General features: G+C 68.9%; 13 protein-coding genes. 11 read left to right on the forward strand and 2 right to left on the reverse strand.

Features of this window, described 5'->3' with window-relative positions:
• Positions 1–19 precede the first annotated feature (19 nt).
• Positions 20–1786 (forward strand): serine/threonine-protein kinase, encoded by a 1767-nt coding sequence (locus AC069I_RS01350; protein WP_478264624.1) that lies wholly within the window; start codon positions 20–22, stop codon positions 1784–1786.
• Between the two features lie 784 nt (positions 1787–2570).
• Here AC069I_RS01350 and AC069I_RS01355 read toward each other — a convergent pair.
• Entirely contained in the window at positions 2571–3245 is a 675-nt protein-coding gene (locus tag AC069I_RS01355; protein WP_478225123.1) for a MerR family transcriptional regulator, read from the reverse strand.
• Positions 3246–3320: 75 nt separating this feature from the next.
• Here AC069I_RS01355 and AC069I_RS01360 point away from each other — a divergent pair, with 75 nt between their 5' ends.
• From AC069I_RS01360 to AC069I_RS01370, 3 genes are read left to right on the forward strand one after another with little or no spacing between them, the layout of a single operon-like run.
• Positions 3321–4289: a hypothetical protein gene (locus AC069I_RS01360; RefSeq protein WP_478264625.1), complete on the forward strand. Its 969-nt coding sequence runs from the start codon at positions 3321–3323 to the stop codon at positions 4287–4289.
• Positions 4286–4717 carry an ABA4-like family protein gene (locus AC069I_RS01365; protein WP_478225121.1) on the forward strand — a complete coding sequence of 144 codons (432 nt, stop codon included), beginning with the start codon at positions 4286–4288 and terminating at the stop codon, positions 4715–4717. Before AC069I_RS01360 ends, AC069I_RS01365 begins: the two co-directional genes overlap by 4 nt.
• On the forward strand, positions 4710–5495 hold the full coding sequence (locus AC069I_RS01370) for a purine-nucleoside phosphorylase (RefSeq protein WP_340684579.1): 786 nt from the start codon (positions 4710–4712) through the stop codon (positions 5493–5495). Before AC069I_RS01365 ends, AC069I_RS01370 begins: the two co-directional genes overlap by 8 nt.
• Before the next feature lie 64 nt (positions 5496–5559).
• Here the strand turns inward: AC069I_RS01370 and AC069I_RS01375 are convergent, their stop codons facing one another.
• The gene (locus AC069I_RS01375) at positions 5560–6717 is read right to left on the reverse strand and encodes a glycosyltransferase (RefSeq protein ID WP_478264626.1); all 1158 of its coding nucleotides are present in this window, start codon (positions 6715–6717) and stop codon (positions 5560–5562) included.
• A gap of 29 nt (positions 6718–6746) precedes the next feature.
• Between AC069I_RS01375 and AC069I_RS01380 the strand changes: the two genes are divergently transcribed.
• The 7 genes from AC069I_RS01380 (at position 6747) to AC069I_RS01410 (ending at position 12946) form a co-directional block, all read left to right on the forward strand.
• On the forward strand, positions 6747–8384 hold the full coding sequence (locus AC069I_RS01380) for a phospho-sugar mutase (RefSeq protein WP_478264627.1): 1638 nt from the start codon (positions 6747–6749) through the stop codon (positions 8382–8384).
• Between the two features lies 1 nt (position 8385).
• Positions 8386–8838 (forward strand): flavodoxin family protein, encoded by a 453-nt coding sequence (locus tag AC069I_RS01385; RefSeq protein WP_219145985.1) that lies wholly within the window; start codon positions 8386–8388, stop codon positions 8836–8838.
• Between the two features lie 402 nt (positions 8839–9240).
• Positions 9241–9633, forward strand: coding sequence for a helix-turn-helix domain-containing protein (locus tag AC069I_RS01390; protein ID WP_378444729.1), 393 nt, complete (start codon positions 9241–9243; stop codon positions 9631–9633).
• Positions 9630–10151 carry a hypothetical protein gene (locus AC069I_RS01395; protein ID WP_016331300.1) on the forward strand — a complete coding sequence of 174 codons (522 nt, stop codon included), beginning with the start codon at positions 9630–9632 and terminating at the stop codon, positions 10149–10151. Before AC069I_RS01390 ends, AC069I_RS01395 begins: the two co-directional genes overlap by 4 nt.
• Positions 10148–11281 carry an MAB_1171c family putative transporter gene (locus AC069I_RS01400; protein WP_478264628.1) on the forward strand — a complete coding sequence of 378 codons (1134 nt, stop codon included), beginning with the start codon at positions 10148–10150 and terminating at the stop codon, positions 11279–11281. Before AC069I_RS01395 ends, AC069I_RS01400 begins: the two co-directional genes overlap by 4 nt.
• Complete coding sequence (locus tag AC069I_RS01405; RefSeq protein WP_478264629.1) at positions 11278–12462, forward strand: amidohydrolase family protein; 1185 nt, start codon at positions 11278–11280, stop codon at positions 12460–12462. The genes AC069I_RS01400 and AC069I_RS01405 overlap by 4 nt, the downstream gene beginning before the upstream one ends.
• Before the next feature lie 91 nt (positions 12463–12553).
• A complete protein-coding gene (locus AC069I_RS01410) occupies positions 12554–12946 on the forward strand; it encodes a hypothetical protein (RefSeq protein ID WP_478264630.1) in 393 nt (130 codons plus the stop codon).
• Positions 12947–12948: the final 2 nt, after the last annotated feature.

Consider the following 12948-nt stretch of genomic DNA (forward strand, 5'->3'; position numbering starts at 1 on the left):
CATACGACACAATTGGGCCGTGCCGTCCGACACCACCGAGCCCAGCGAGAGTCCCGGCGACGAGAAGCGTGTGGTCGCCGGTCGATATCGGTTGCGCTCGGTCATCGGATCAGGGTCGATGGGCACGGTCTGGTCGGCCTACGACGAGTTCCTGCACCGTCCCGTCGCGGTCAAAGAGGTCCGCCTCCCGCCCGGCGTGCCGGCGGCGCAAGCCGACGAGCTGCGCGAGCGGACCCTGCGCGAAGCCCGCGCGATCGCCGTCCTGAGTCACCCGAACGTGATCATCCTGCACGACGTCGCGCGCGAGAACGACGAACCGTTCGTGGTCATGGAGCTGCTGCCGTCGCGAAGCCTCGCGCACATCCTGCGCGACCACGGGCCGCTGACGGTCGAGCAGGCGGCGGCGGTCGGCATCGCGGTGGCGTCCGCGCTCGAAGCCGCGCACGCCGCCGGCATCACCCACCGTGACGTCAAACCGGGCAATGTCCTCGTCGCGGGTGACGGCCGCATCAAGCTCACCGACTTCGGCATCGCGCGCAACGTCTCCGAAGCCACCATGACCCGGACCGGGATGATGCTGGGTTCGCCCGCCTACATCGCGCCCGAGGTCGCCTCCGGCGGCGCCGTCGTCCCCGCCGCCGACCTGTGGGGCCTCGGCGCGACGCTGTTCGCCGCCATCGAGGGCTCGCCGCCCTACGACGCCGACGGCGACCCGCTCGAAACGGTCGGCAAGGTCGTCAACGGGAAGGTGCCGAAGCCCGGTCCCGGTCCGCTGGCCGACGTGATCGGCGCGCTCATGAAGAAGGAGCCGTCGAAGCGGATCACCCTGCGCGAGGTGCGCCGCCGCCTGTATCCGTTGCAGGCCAAGACACTCATCGACCTCTTCCCCGCCGAGCTGTTCCACACGCCCGACGGCAAGAAGACCACCGCGCACCTCGACGCGACCGACACCCAGGTGATCAAGCAGGTCGGGCCGGAAAAGCCGGGCGAGGGCACGAGTTCCGAACTCGCCGCCGACCCCGGCCCGCTGCCGTTCCTGAATCAGCCCGCGCCGGCGCCTCCCGTCGAACTCGCGCCGATGCCGACCGTCACGCCGCCGCAGCCCCGCCCGCAGGGCCGGTCCACGGTGGGCACGGTGGTGCTGGCGCTCACGTCGGTCGTCCTCTTTCTGCTGGCCGCGGGAGGCGGGTTCGTGCTGGCCAGGGCCGTCGGCGGGCAGGATCTGCGGCCACCGGAGAAGGTGCAGCAGGGCGACACGATCATCACTCAGCCGCCGCCGAAACTGATCACGCAGCAGGGTGACGCCAGCACGGTGAACGGCCTCAAGGGCGGCCGGTTCAGCATCGGTGTCCCGGAAGGCTGGCAGAAGTTCGTCGCGCCGCATGTCACCCGCGGGGTGCCGAGCACCGTGGTCCAGTACGTCTCGCCCGACGGCCGCCAGGTCATCCGGGTCGAGCGGCTGACCGGTTTCCTGGCCGACAGCCCGCCGTCCGCCTACTTCAGCTGGCTGAAGAGCCAGCATCCGGAGATCGCCCCCATCGGTGACCCCACCACCGTGCCCGGCCGGGGCGACAACAGCCAGCGGTACACCTATCGGACGACCGAGCGCGCCGCCGGGAGCCGGGACGCGGTGAACGAGAGCATCACGCGCACGACGTACATGGACCTGTTCAGCGGCGGCACGGATCTGTGGATCCTCTCGGTGACTTCGACGATCGAGCAGGAGAACTCGGCGAAGACCGGGATCTTCCAACCGGTGGCGCTTTCGTTCATCGTCGACGGTTAGCCGGGCGGGATTCCCCGCCGGGGGCGTTCCGTTGAGAGGTAAGGCGAACGTGCCGTGGAGGCTGTTCCCGCCGACTGCCAAGCAGGCTCTTCGTGGCGCAAGCCGAGCACGACGCCGATCGTCCGTAAAGGACGCCAAGACCCACTGAGTGTCCGATCTGAGCACTTTGCGCGGGGGGTCGTGAGTGGCAATGGTCGTTCTAACCCAATGCCACGTAGCTTAAGTTGATCTTGGATGGGGGTCTTGATCGTAAGCGGTGAGGATTGCCGCAGGTCACGCGCTCGGTTGCCGTGGCCGACAGGAGCCGACCGCGCCCTGAGTGTCCACCAAGAACACTCTTCGCTGACTCAATGTCCGATCGATGTCCGGAGGGCGATTGCACGAGGGGGTCGTGAGTGGCGTTTCGGGTTAGAACCCGAAACGCCACTCACGACCAACCCGACCCACGACCAGCCCTTCGTCGCATCAGGCGCAGCGAAGGGAGCCTTCACCCCACCCGTCAATCCCGCCCAAGATCAACTTAAGCTACGTGACATTGGGCTCCAACCCCCTTTACCACTCACAATCCCAGCGCGAAGCTGCGCAAAGTACCCGAATCGGGCCCCGAAAACCGATCTCAAGTCCCTTATGGACAGTCGTAGCGCGTCGGATCTTTGCGACGACCGGGTCGAGGCTTTCGGGACCTGACACGTTGACTTACCCCTCCCCGCGAAGTGCTCAAATCGGGCGCGCAAGAAAGTCTCGGTGCCTCACGGCCCCTGTACCGACACGCGAGAAAGCGGCTTTAGCCCTCCTGGGCGAAATAGGCCTTCGAGGCACGCTGCTGCGCCAGCCTCCGCAACACCGAGAGCAGCCTGTCCCCGAGCACCGTCTCCACGACGGCGATCTCGATGATCTGCTCCAGCGACTCGATCCCGGCGATGCCTTCGAGGTCCAGATCGGCGGTCCGGTCGGCGATCTCGGCGTAGGCGTCGAGTTTGTCGAGGTACCAGCCGTGCCCGACCTCGCGGATCGTGCACAGGACGCCGACCAGGGCCTGGATGACCAGGTCGTCGTCGGCCTTGCAGGGCCAGCCTCGGCGTTCGGCGAGGTCACGGACCGTGGCGAGCGCCCATGCCCTGGCTTCGTCGTCGGCGACCTGCCGGGAGGTGGTGATGCCCTGCTGGGCGATGCCGAGGACGTGGTGGGGGCTGGCTTCCCCGGCATCGACGGCGGCGAGCACCTCGCCGACCGTCGCGAGCGAAAGGCCGCCGACCTCCATCAGCGCCCTGATCAGCTTGATCCGCTGAACGTGCCCGTCGTCGTACTTCGCCTGGTTGGGGCTGGTCCGCTCACCCGGCGGGAGCAGCCCTTCCCGCAGGTAGTACTTGATCGTGGCGACCGGAAGCCCGGCTTTTTCGCTCAGTTCGGCCATCCGCACGCGTGCGTTCTCCGATCTCGGGGACGGTTCCAGGGTCATCCCTGAAGAATTCTCAGGATGGATAGTTTAGCTTCCCGTAATGGAGAGTATGACTATCCGTTATGGGAGGGATCCATGACCATCTTGACCGATCTCCAGGAGAGAACCCGCACCTGGCACCGGGGTTCCTATCGGCTGGCCCAGGCGTTCGCCGTGATCACCGTGCTGTGCGTCCTGGCCATGCTGATCGACCAGCGGACGCTGAACGGCGCGCCGCTCTGGGCGAAACCGTTCAAATTCGCCGTCTCCGCCATGCTGTACTTCTTCACCTGGAGCTGGCTCGTCTCGCTGCTGCCGAAGTTCCGGCGGACCGCGGACTGGCTGGCGAACGCGCTCGTCGTGATCTTCGCGGCCGAGTACGCGCTGGTGGTGTTCCAGGCCGCCCGCGTCCGCGCGAGCCACTTCAACAACGCGACCCCACTGGACAACACGATCTTCCAGGTCATGGGCGGGATGATCGCCGTGCTGTGGATGGTCAACCTCGTGCTGACGATCGCCGTCCTGTTCACCCGGATCCCCGACCGCGCGACGGCGTGGGCGGCCAGGATCGGCGCGATCCTCGGCATGATCGGGATCTCGCTGGCGACGCTGATGAGCGGCCCTACCTCGGACCAGCAGGCCCTGCTCGACGCGACCGGCCAGTCCGCGATGATCGGCGCGCATACCGTCGGTCTCCCCGACGGCGGCCCCGGCCTGCCGGTCCTCGGCTGGAGCACGGTCGGCGGCGACCTGCGGATCCCGCATTTCCTCGGCCTGCATGGTCTTCAGGCGCTTCCGCTGCTCGCGCTCGCCCTCGGTGTCCTGGCCGCGCGCTACCCGCGGCTTCGCGACGACGTCCTCCGGCTGCGGCTCGTGGTGATCGCCGGTGTCGGCTACGCAGGCCTTCTCGCGCTGCTGACTTGGCAGGCGCTGCGCGGCCAGTCGATCGTCGCCCCCGATTCCCAGACCCTCACCGCCTTCGCCCTGCTCGTGGCGGGCGTCGCCTTTAGCGGGCTAATCGCGATCGGGCGGCCGTCGCGGGAGCTGGAGGTCTCGCTGCGATGAGCGTCGAGACGCTGTTCACCTGGACCTTCCCGCTGGCGACGCCGTTCTGGCTGCTGATGATCTTCCTGCCGGGCTGGTCCTGGACCCGCCGGATCATGTCCTCGCCCTGGACGCCGCTGCTGCCGCTGATTCCGTACTTCGTGCTCGCCATCGCGCATCTCGGCGAACTCTGGACGGCGGTCAGCAGGCCGGACCTCGACGTGCTCAGCGCGTTCACCGGCACGCCGTACGGGGCGGCCACGATCTGGGCCCATTTGATCGCCTTCGACCTGTTCGTCGCCCGCTGGATGTACCTCGAATCCCGCGAGCACCGGATCCACCCGCTGGTGACCGGCCCGATCCTGGCGCTCACGATCTTCCTGTCCCCGTTCGGGCTGGTGGCGTTCCTGCTCGTGAGAACCGTCCGGATACGCTCGTCGCATGAGTGAGAACGAGGTCGCGGCGGCCGCCGCCATCGCCGAACGCACCGGCGTCGAGAAGCACGACATCGCCGTCGTGCTCGGTTCGGGCTGGCGCCCGGCGGCGGACGTCATCGGGGAGCCCGAAGCGGAGATCCCGCTGGGCGAGCTGCCCGGATTCGTCGCGCCGGGCGCGGTCGGGCACGGGGGGACAGTCCGGTCGGTCCGCGTCGGCGACAAGCGCGCGCTGATCCTGCTGGGCCGCACGCATTTCTACGAGGGCAAGGGCATCGACCCGGTCGTGCACAACGTGCGCACCGCCGCGGCGGCGGGCGCCAGGACGGTGCTGCTGACCAACGCCGCGGGCGGCCTGCGCGAGGGCTTCCGGGTCGGGCAGCCGGTGCTGATCTCCGACCACCTGAACCTGACCGCGCGCTCGCCGATCGTCGGCGCGAACTTCGTCGACCTGACGGATCTCTACGCGAAACGGCTGCGCGACATCGCACGCGAGATCGACCCCTCGCTGGAAGAAGGCGTCTACGCGGGGCTGACCGGGCCGCATTTCGAGACGCCTGCGGAGATCCACATGCTGCGGACACTCGGCGCCGATCTCGTCGGCATGTCGACGGTGCTGGAGGCCATCGCCGCCCGCGCCGCCGGGGTCGAGGTGTTCGGCCTTTCGCTGGTGACCAACCTGGCGGCCGGGATGACCGGGGAACCGCTGAACCACGAAGAGGTCCTCGAGGCGGGCCGGCAGTCCGCGACCCGCATGGGCACGCTGCTCAAGGAACTCGTCGCTCGCGCCTGACGCTTTGCGCGTGAAGGCCCCCTTCCCTCGGCTGAGCCGAGGGAAGGGGGCCTTCACGCGCTTCTCAGCCGGCGAACTCGGGAAGCCGCTGAGCGACCTCCGCGGGTGACGGCATCGCGGCGACCTCGTCGGCGAGTTTCCGCGCCGCGCCGAACACCGTTTCGTCCGTGAGCAGCTTTCGCGCCTGCTCGGAGATGGCGTCCTCGACGACGCCGGCGCCGATCAGCTGCGTACCGACTCCAGCGGCGACGACGGCTTCGGCGTTCGTGAACTGATCCGCACCCTGCGGCAGCACCAGTTGCGGCAGCCCGGCGCCGAAGGCCCCGAGCGTCGTCCCGCTGCCGCCGTGGTGGACCACGAGGTCGACGTGCGGCAGGAGGTCGACCTGCGGCACCCAAGCCTCGACACGGACATTGCCGGGGACGTCGCCCAGCGCCGCCGGATCCACCGTCGGACCCGCCGCGACGATGACGTCCACGTCGAGCCGCGCCAGACCGCCGATCGCTCGCTTCAACACGTTTTCGTCGCCGAACGCGGTCCCGAGGGTGAGGTAGACCAGCGGACGGCTCTTGTCCCGGCCGACCACGCCCGCCGGGAGATCTCCCGGCTCGGCCCAGCCGACGGGACGCAACGGGATCCTGTTCGCTTCCGCCAGGAAATCGGGCGCCTGCACCGATTCCGGGCAGATGTCGACGACAGGGTCGCCGAAGGACGGCACGTTCACGCCGTCGAGACCGACCTCCGCGGCGAATTCCGCGAGGCGGCCGAAAATGACGTCCATGACGTCATCCCGCGAGAACCGGCCGAAGCCGTGCCCGATCGCGGGGATGCCGGCGAGGTGGGCGGCGATGGCGCCCCCCGCGTTGCCGCTTTCGTAGACGACGAGATCCGGCCGGTGCCGCTCCAGCAACGGCGTGAGATCGGCGACGAACCGCCGAGGCATCACATTTCCGAACACTTCGCCGATAACGGGATGGAACGACTCGGGCGGAGCATCGGAGGCGTTGGGTTTGGGAGCATCGGGTCCGGCGACCGACTCGAACGCCTCCCGCATCCCGAATCCGGCGCTTTCCGCGGCCAGCCCGGCCTTTTCGACCACCGGCAGCATGTCGTCACCCGTGGCGAAGAGGACTTCGTGCCCGGCGTCGCGAGCGGCGACGGCGAGCGGTAGTAGGGGATAGAGATGACCATGACTCACCAGAGAAGTGAAGATCAATCGCACCCTCCCCAACGTACCCGTAGGCTGACTCGGTGACGACTTCCTTGACCTCGGAGCTGCGGGATCGGGCGTTCCGCTGGATCGCCGACGACCCGGACGACGATTCCCGTGTCGAGCTGCAGAACATCCTCGCGCGCGCGATGGGCGGCGAAGCGGGCGCGGCGGACGAGCTCGCGGACCGGATGGCGGGCCCGCTCGAATTCGGCACCGCCGGGTTGCGCGGCCCGGTGCGCGCCGGCCCCAACGGGATGAACGTCGCGGTCGTGACCCGGACCACGGCCGGGGTCGCGGCCTGGCTGAGCTCGCGAGGACACGCGGGCGGGGTCGTGGTGGTCGGCCGCGACGCACGGCACGGTTCGGAAGCCTTCGCCGAGGCCGCCGCCGAGGTGCTGACCGCCGCCGGGTTCGAGGTGAAGACGCTGCCCGGCCCGCTGCCCACCCCGGTGCTCGCGTTCGCCGTGCTGGAACTCGGCGCGGTCGCGGGCATCCAGATCACCGCGTCGCACAATCCCCCGGCCGACAACGGTTACAAGCTTTACGACGCGTCGGGCGGCCAGATCGTCCCACCTTCGGACGGTCAGATCGAGCGGGCCATCGAAACCGCTCCCCCGGCGATCAGCGTGCCGCGCGAGCCGGGCGCCGAGGTGCTGGGCGACGAACTCCTGGACGCGTACCTCGCGAAGGTCGCGCTTCTGCCGCGTGGCCCGGAGCGCGAGGTCAAGGTCGCCGCGACGGCGCTGCACGGCGTCGGCGCGGACACCCTGCGCGCGGCGTTCGAGCGCGCGGGTTTCGGCGATCTCCATCTGGTGGCCGAGCAGGCCACACCCGATCCCGGCTTCCCGACGGTCGCCTTCCCGAATCCGGAAGAACCGGGCGCGACGGACCTTTTGCTGGCGCTGGCGTCCGAAGTGGACGCGGACCTGGCGATCGCGCTCGACCCCGACGCCGACCGCTGCGCGCTGGGTGTGCGTGAACGGGACGGTTCGTGGCGGATGCTGCGCGGCGACGAAACCGGCGTGCTCCTCGGGTGGCATGTTCTGTCCACTGTGGATAGTGCTGATCCGCTCGTGGCCACGACGATCGTGTCGTCGTCGATGCTCGGCGAGGTCGCGGGGGAATTCGGGGCGCGCTACGCGGAGACCCTGACCGGGTTCAAATGGCTGGTCCGCGCGGGCGAAGGGCTCGTCTTCGCCTACGAAGAGGCCCTCGGCCTCTGCGTGAACCCCGGTTTCGTACGGGACAAAGACGGCATCGCCGCCGCCGTGCTCGCCGCGTCGTTGACCGCTTCCCTGCGTGCGGCGGGACGCGGGCCGCTGGACGTCCTCGACGAACTGTCCGTGAAGCACGGGGTGCACGTGACGGATCAGGTCTCATTGCGGGTCACCGATCTGTCGGTGCGGGAGCGGCTGATGGCGGGCCTGCGCGCCACTCCCCCGGCGTCGCTGGGCGGCACCGGCGTCACGATGGAGGACCTCCTGCCCGACGCCGACGTCCTGCGCCTGACCGGCGAGGGCCTGCGCGTGGTCATCAGGCCGTCCGGGACCGAGCCGAAACTGAAGGCGTATTTGCAGGTGAAGGAGCCGGTCTCCGGCGATCTCGCCGAGGCACGCACCGCGGCGCACGCGCGGCTGGCCGCGCTGCGGGCCGACATCGAGTCCCGGCTGGCCTGACATGCCGAAGCTGCTGATCGTCCACCACACGCCGTCGCCCTCGACGCAGGCGATGTTCGAGGCCGTGCTTTCCGGCGCGAATCATCCGGACATCGAGGGCGTCGACGTCGTGCGCCGCGCGGCGCTGGGCGCGACCGTGCCCGACGTCCTGGACGCCGACGGCTACCTGCTCGGCACCCCGGCGAATCTGGGGTACATGTCCGGCGCGCTGAAGCATTTCTTCGACACCGTCTACTACCCGTGCCTGGATTCCACGCGAGGACGGCCGTTCGGGTTCTTCGTGCACGGCAACAACGACACCTCCGGCACCGTGCGCGGGATCGAGAGCATCACCACCGGACTCGGCTGGGAGAGCGCGGCTTCTCCGGTGCTCGTCACCGGAGAACCGGGCAAAGCGGATTTGGAAGCCTGTTTCGAACTGGGTGGCACCCTGGCCGCCACGCTGATGCCCTGACCCCTTCGCCGCATTTCGTCCTCTGAATGCGGTAGTTGGCCATACGAACGACCGCATTCAGAGGACTAAACGCGGGAGAAAGTAAAGGGGCCTGTCACCGGAAGCCCTGGGGGTCGACCTCCGGCAACAGGCCGAGACCAAGGGTTCGCCGTGACGGCGATCAACCTTGGCTGCCTCAGCGTACTACATCCGGCACGATCTTGTGCACCCACCGGGAAAACGGCTCTCACTCCGGCGTCCGTACACCCCCAGGGCACGGATTCCGGAGTGAGAGACCGGACACGGCACGAAACCGCTTGACAACTGTAAACCACTGCATACAGGAGCTGTCAACAGCCGCGGACAGGCTGTATCGCGTTACACTCCCACTACGGAACGGGACCAGTGAACGGATGGGGGGTCATGTCGCCGTACCAGACCTTCGCCCAGAAGCTGAGCGCGCTGATCGATTCGGCACGCGCGAACGAAGGCGCCCCGCACAGCTATCGCGAGCTGTCCGCGGCGATCGATCGCGCCGGCGGGCCCACCATGTCGCCCGCGTACCTCCAGCAGCTCGCCACGGGCAAGCGCGTCAACCCGAAGATCCACTACGTCGAGGCGCTGGCGAAGCTGTTCGGGGTTCCGATCACCTACTTCTTCGAAGACCAGGAACCGCAGCCCGTCGGAGAGGCGAAGCTCATGGCCATGCGCGCGCAGGAGCTTTCCCCGCAAGGCCGTCGCCAGGTCATGGACCTGCTGGAGCTCGTCGAGCGATACGAACGGGCCGAGCGCGACCAGCCGGACGAAAGCCGATGAAGGAACGGGAGCTCCGCAAACGCTGCCGCAAGATGCTGAACAAGCTCGACATCGAGCCACCGCTCGACGTCGGCGTGCTCTGCGAGCGGCTCGGCGAACAGCGTGGCAGGCCGATCCGGCTGATGCCGTATCCGCTCGAGGTACCCGGTCCTTTCGGCTGCTGGATCGCCACCGGTTCGGCGGACTACATCTTCTTCCAGCAAGAGACCACGAAGTCCCACCAGGATCACATCATCCTGCACGAACTCGGGCATATGCTCGCCGATCACCATCCCGGCGGCGACGCCGAACCCGCCGACTTCCTGCGCGGCCCCGCGCCCGGGCTCGACGGCGACGCGGTACACCGCGCTTTACGCCGCACCTCCTACGATGAGGCGCACGAATGGGAAGCCGAGACCGTGGCGACCATCATCCTCGAATGGGCGTCGGTCTTGAACTACACGATTCCCCGTCGCGCCGACGACGATGACGTCCGCCGTGTCCAAGGCGCGCTGGGCGACCATCAAGGGTGGCTGTGAACTCGCTGTTCTCCCCTCTCAACGTCGTGGCGATGGCGCTGTTCGCGACCGCGCTCGCCTGGCGGATCTACCAGACGTACCGGGCGCCCCGGCTGCTGCCGAACTGGGCGATCACCATCACGATCGTCTGCGTCGCCGGATCCTTCCTCGCCCAGCAGAAGGTCATCTCCGGCTGGCTCGACGGCCTGACCGGCAAGGGCACGGGGCGCCTGGTCAACAACATCATGCTCGCCATCGGGGTATGCGCGCTGTTGATCGTTTTCCTCGGCTCCGCGCTGGGCCCGCGCAGGCCACGGCGCGTCCTGTTCGAGCTCGTCCCGCTGTCCGGCGCGATCGCGCTCATGCTGGTCGCGATGGCCCTCACCCCGCCGGAGGTACGCGGGCTCGCGCTGAGCCCGAAGCTCGTGCACGTGCCCGGGGTGGCGCTGTTCTACCTCGGCGCCGGGATCTACCTGATCTACGGCCTCGCCGCGTGCGCTTGGTGGATCTTCCGCTACATCCGCACCGCGGACCGCCATCTGAAGACCGGGCTGAAACTCAGCGCCGCCGGGCTGATCTGCCTTTCCGCCGGCAGTGTGTTCCGCGCGCTCTACATCGTGATCGCATGGGCGTTCGGACCGTCGGTCCGGCTTCTGCTCACCGTCGCCGTCCCGCTGGTGATCCTCGGGATCGCGCTCTTCCTCGCCGGGATCACCTATCCCGGCGTCCGCGCGCGGTTCGCCGCGCTGCGGCGCCGCCGCCAGCACCGGCGCCACCACGACGAGCTCACCCCGTTGTGGACCGCACTGGCCGGGATCTACCCGAACATCGTGCTCCGGACCACGCCGCAGGGCAGGTGGGAGCGGTGGCGCCCGCGCACGGTCCACCGCCGGTACTACCGCCGCGTGATCGAGATCCGGGACGGGCTCGTACAGCTGAGCCCCTATCTGGAAACCGACCTCACCGCGCTCGCCACCGACGACCCGCGGGCGGCGGCGGAAGCGCTGAAGACGGCGATCGCCAGGCAGACCGCGGGCGAGGAGACCGACGGGCGGGCGAAGCTCGTGCTCCCGGGCGGCGCCTCCGACATCGAATCCGACGTGCGCCCCCTGCTCGCCCTGTCCGCCGCCGTCTCCAGGAGCGAAGCATGACCGCACAACTGCTGCTGACGGCCGGCCGCGTCCTGCCGCGTCCGAGCACACCGGTCGAGGACGGCGCCGTGCTCGTGGAGGGCGGCCGGATTCTCGCGGCGGGCCCTCGCGCCGAGGTCGTGGCTCAGGCGTCGCCGGACGCCGAAAGGCTCGGCTTCCCCGAAGCGACGCTGCTGCCCGGCCTGTTCAACGCCCACGTGCACCTGGCGTTCGACGCCTCCCGCGAGATGTTGCCGAACTTCCTGGCGAGCGAAGACGAAGCGCTGCGCGCAGGCGCCAAGGAACGCTTGGGACAGCTGCTGCGCAGCGGCGTCACGACGGTGCGGGATCTCGGCGATCGCGACGCGCTGGGCGCACGGGTCCGCGCGGAACTCGACGCCGAAGGCGCCGCCGCTCCGCGCCTACTGACCGCGGGGTCACCTCTGACCGTCCTCAAAGGACACTGCCATTTCTTCGGCGGCGAGGTCGCGGACGACGACACGATCCGGGCACTGATCGACGCCAACGCGGCCGCCGGCGCGGACGTGATCAAGGTGATGGCCAGCGGCGGCCAGATCACCGAGGGCGGCGCGGACATGTGGGAGTCCCAGTTCGACGTCAAGGCGCTGCGCCTGATCGTCGAGCACGCGGCACGCCACGGGCTCCCGGTCGCGGCGCACGCCCATGGCTCCGACGCGATCGAGGCGTCGGTCGAGGCGGGCGTCCGCACGATCGAGCATTGCACCTGGATGACCGGGCCCCAGCGTCAGGACAGGCGCGAAGGCGTCGCCAAGCGCATGGCGGCCGAGGGTATCGCGGCGTGTTCGACGAGCAGCCGCAACTGGCGGATGCTGGCCGAGCGCATGGGCGAGGAGCTCGCGAAGACCGTCTACGGACGGCTGTCCTGGCTGGAGGAGCTGGGTGTCCCGCTGCTGTCGGGGACGGACGCCGGGCTGCCCGGTTCGGTCTTCGACGATCCCGTCGGCGCCCTCGAACTCTACGAATGGCTGGGTTTCGGCAGGCGCCGGATCCTCGAGATCGCGACCGAGGACTCCGCCGCCGGGCTCGGCCTCGGCGACGTCACCGGGCGGCTCGCCCCCGGTCTGAGCGCCGACGTCCTGGTGGTCGACGGCGATCCGCTCGCCGATCTTTCCGCGCTCCGGAACGTTCGCCTGATCCTTTCGCGGGGCGTCCGAGCCTGACTCCCGAAAGTGGGACGCCAACTTTGGTGACACTGTTTTAAAACGGTGTTATCGTTGTCGTCGCTCCCCACCCGCCGCGAAAGGAACCACCATGGAAGGCCCGATCAGGCTCTTCACCGTCATCGCGCTCGTCTCGCTGCCGACGGTGATGTACGGCGGTTACGCACTGATGGGTGTCCTGCGCGAGAAGAAGCTGACCGAACACCAGCGCGGGATGTTCCGCGCCGGCCACGCGCACGCCGGTGTCCTGCTGGTTCTCGCGCTGGTCGCGCTGCAGATCCTCGGGCAGACCGGGCTCCCGTCCGCCGCGCTGTGGATCGTCTGCTTCCTGCTGCTGTTCGGTGTGCTCGCTCAGTCCGGCGGCTTCTTCCTGCACCTGGCGCCGGGCAAGGGCAAGCTCGGCGGGCGGGTCACCAGCGCCGGGGCGGTGCTGCTCGGGGCGGCGATCCTGACCACCGCGTACGGCGTGGCCTTCGCTGGTTAAGC

The organism is Amycolatopsis sp. NPDC043885, from assembly GCF_056435685.1.

What these genes read in the sequence shown, in the direction of transcription:
- AC069I_RS01355 (WP_478225123.1), bottom strand. Translation starts at nt 3,245, where the DNA reads ATGACCCTGGAACCGTCCCCGAGATCGGAGAACGCACGCGTGCGGATG.
- AC069I_RS01360 (WP_478264625.1), top strand. Translation starts at nt 3,321, where the DNA reads ATGACCATCTTGACCGATCTCCAGGAGAGAACCCGCACCTGGCACCGG.
- AC069I_RS01365 (WP_478225121.1), top strand. Translation starts at nt 4,286, where the DNA reads ATGAGCGTCGAGACGCTGTTCACCTGGACCTTCCCGCTGGCGACGCCG.
- AC069I_RS01370 (WP_340684579.1), top strand. Translation starts at nt 4,710, where the DNA reads ATGAGTGAGAACGAGGTCGCGGCGGCCGCCGCCATCGCCGAACGCACC.
- AC069I_RS01385 (WP_219145985.1), top strand. Translation starts at nt 8,386, where the DNA reads ATGCCGAAGCTGCTGATCGTCCACCACACGCCGTCGCCCTCGACGCAG.
- AC069I_RS01390 (WP_378444729.1), top strand. Translation starts at nt 9,241, where the DNA reads ATGTCGCCGTACCAGACCTTCGCCCAGAAGCTGAGCGCGCTGATCGAT.
- AC069I_RS01395 (WP_016331300.1), top strand. Translation starts at nt 9,630, where the DNA reads ATGAAGGAACGGGAGCTCCGCAAACGCTGCCGCAAGATGCTGAACAAG.
- AC069I_RS01405 (WP_478264629.1), top strand. Translation starts at nt 11,278, where the DNA reads ATGACCGCACAACTGCTGCTGACGGCCGGCCGCGTCCTGCCGCGTCCG.
- AC069I_RS01410 (WP_478264630.1), top strand. Translation starts at nt 12,554, where the DNA reads ATGGAAGGCCCGATCAGGCTCTTCACCGTCATCGCGCTCGTCTCGCTG.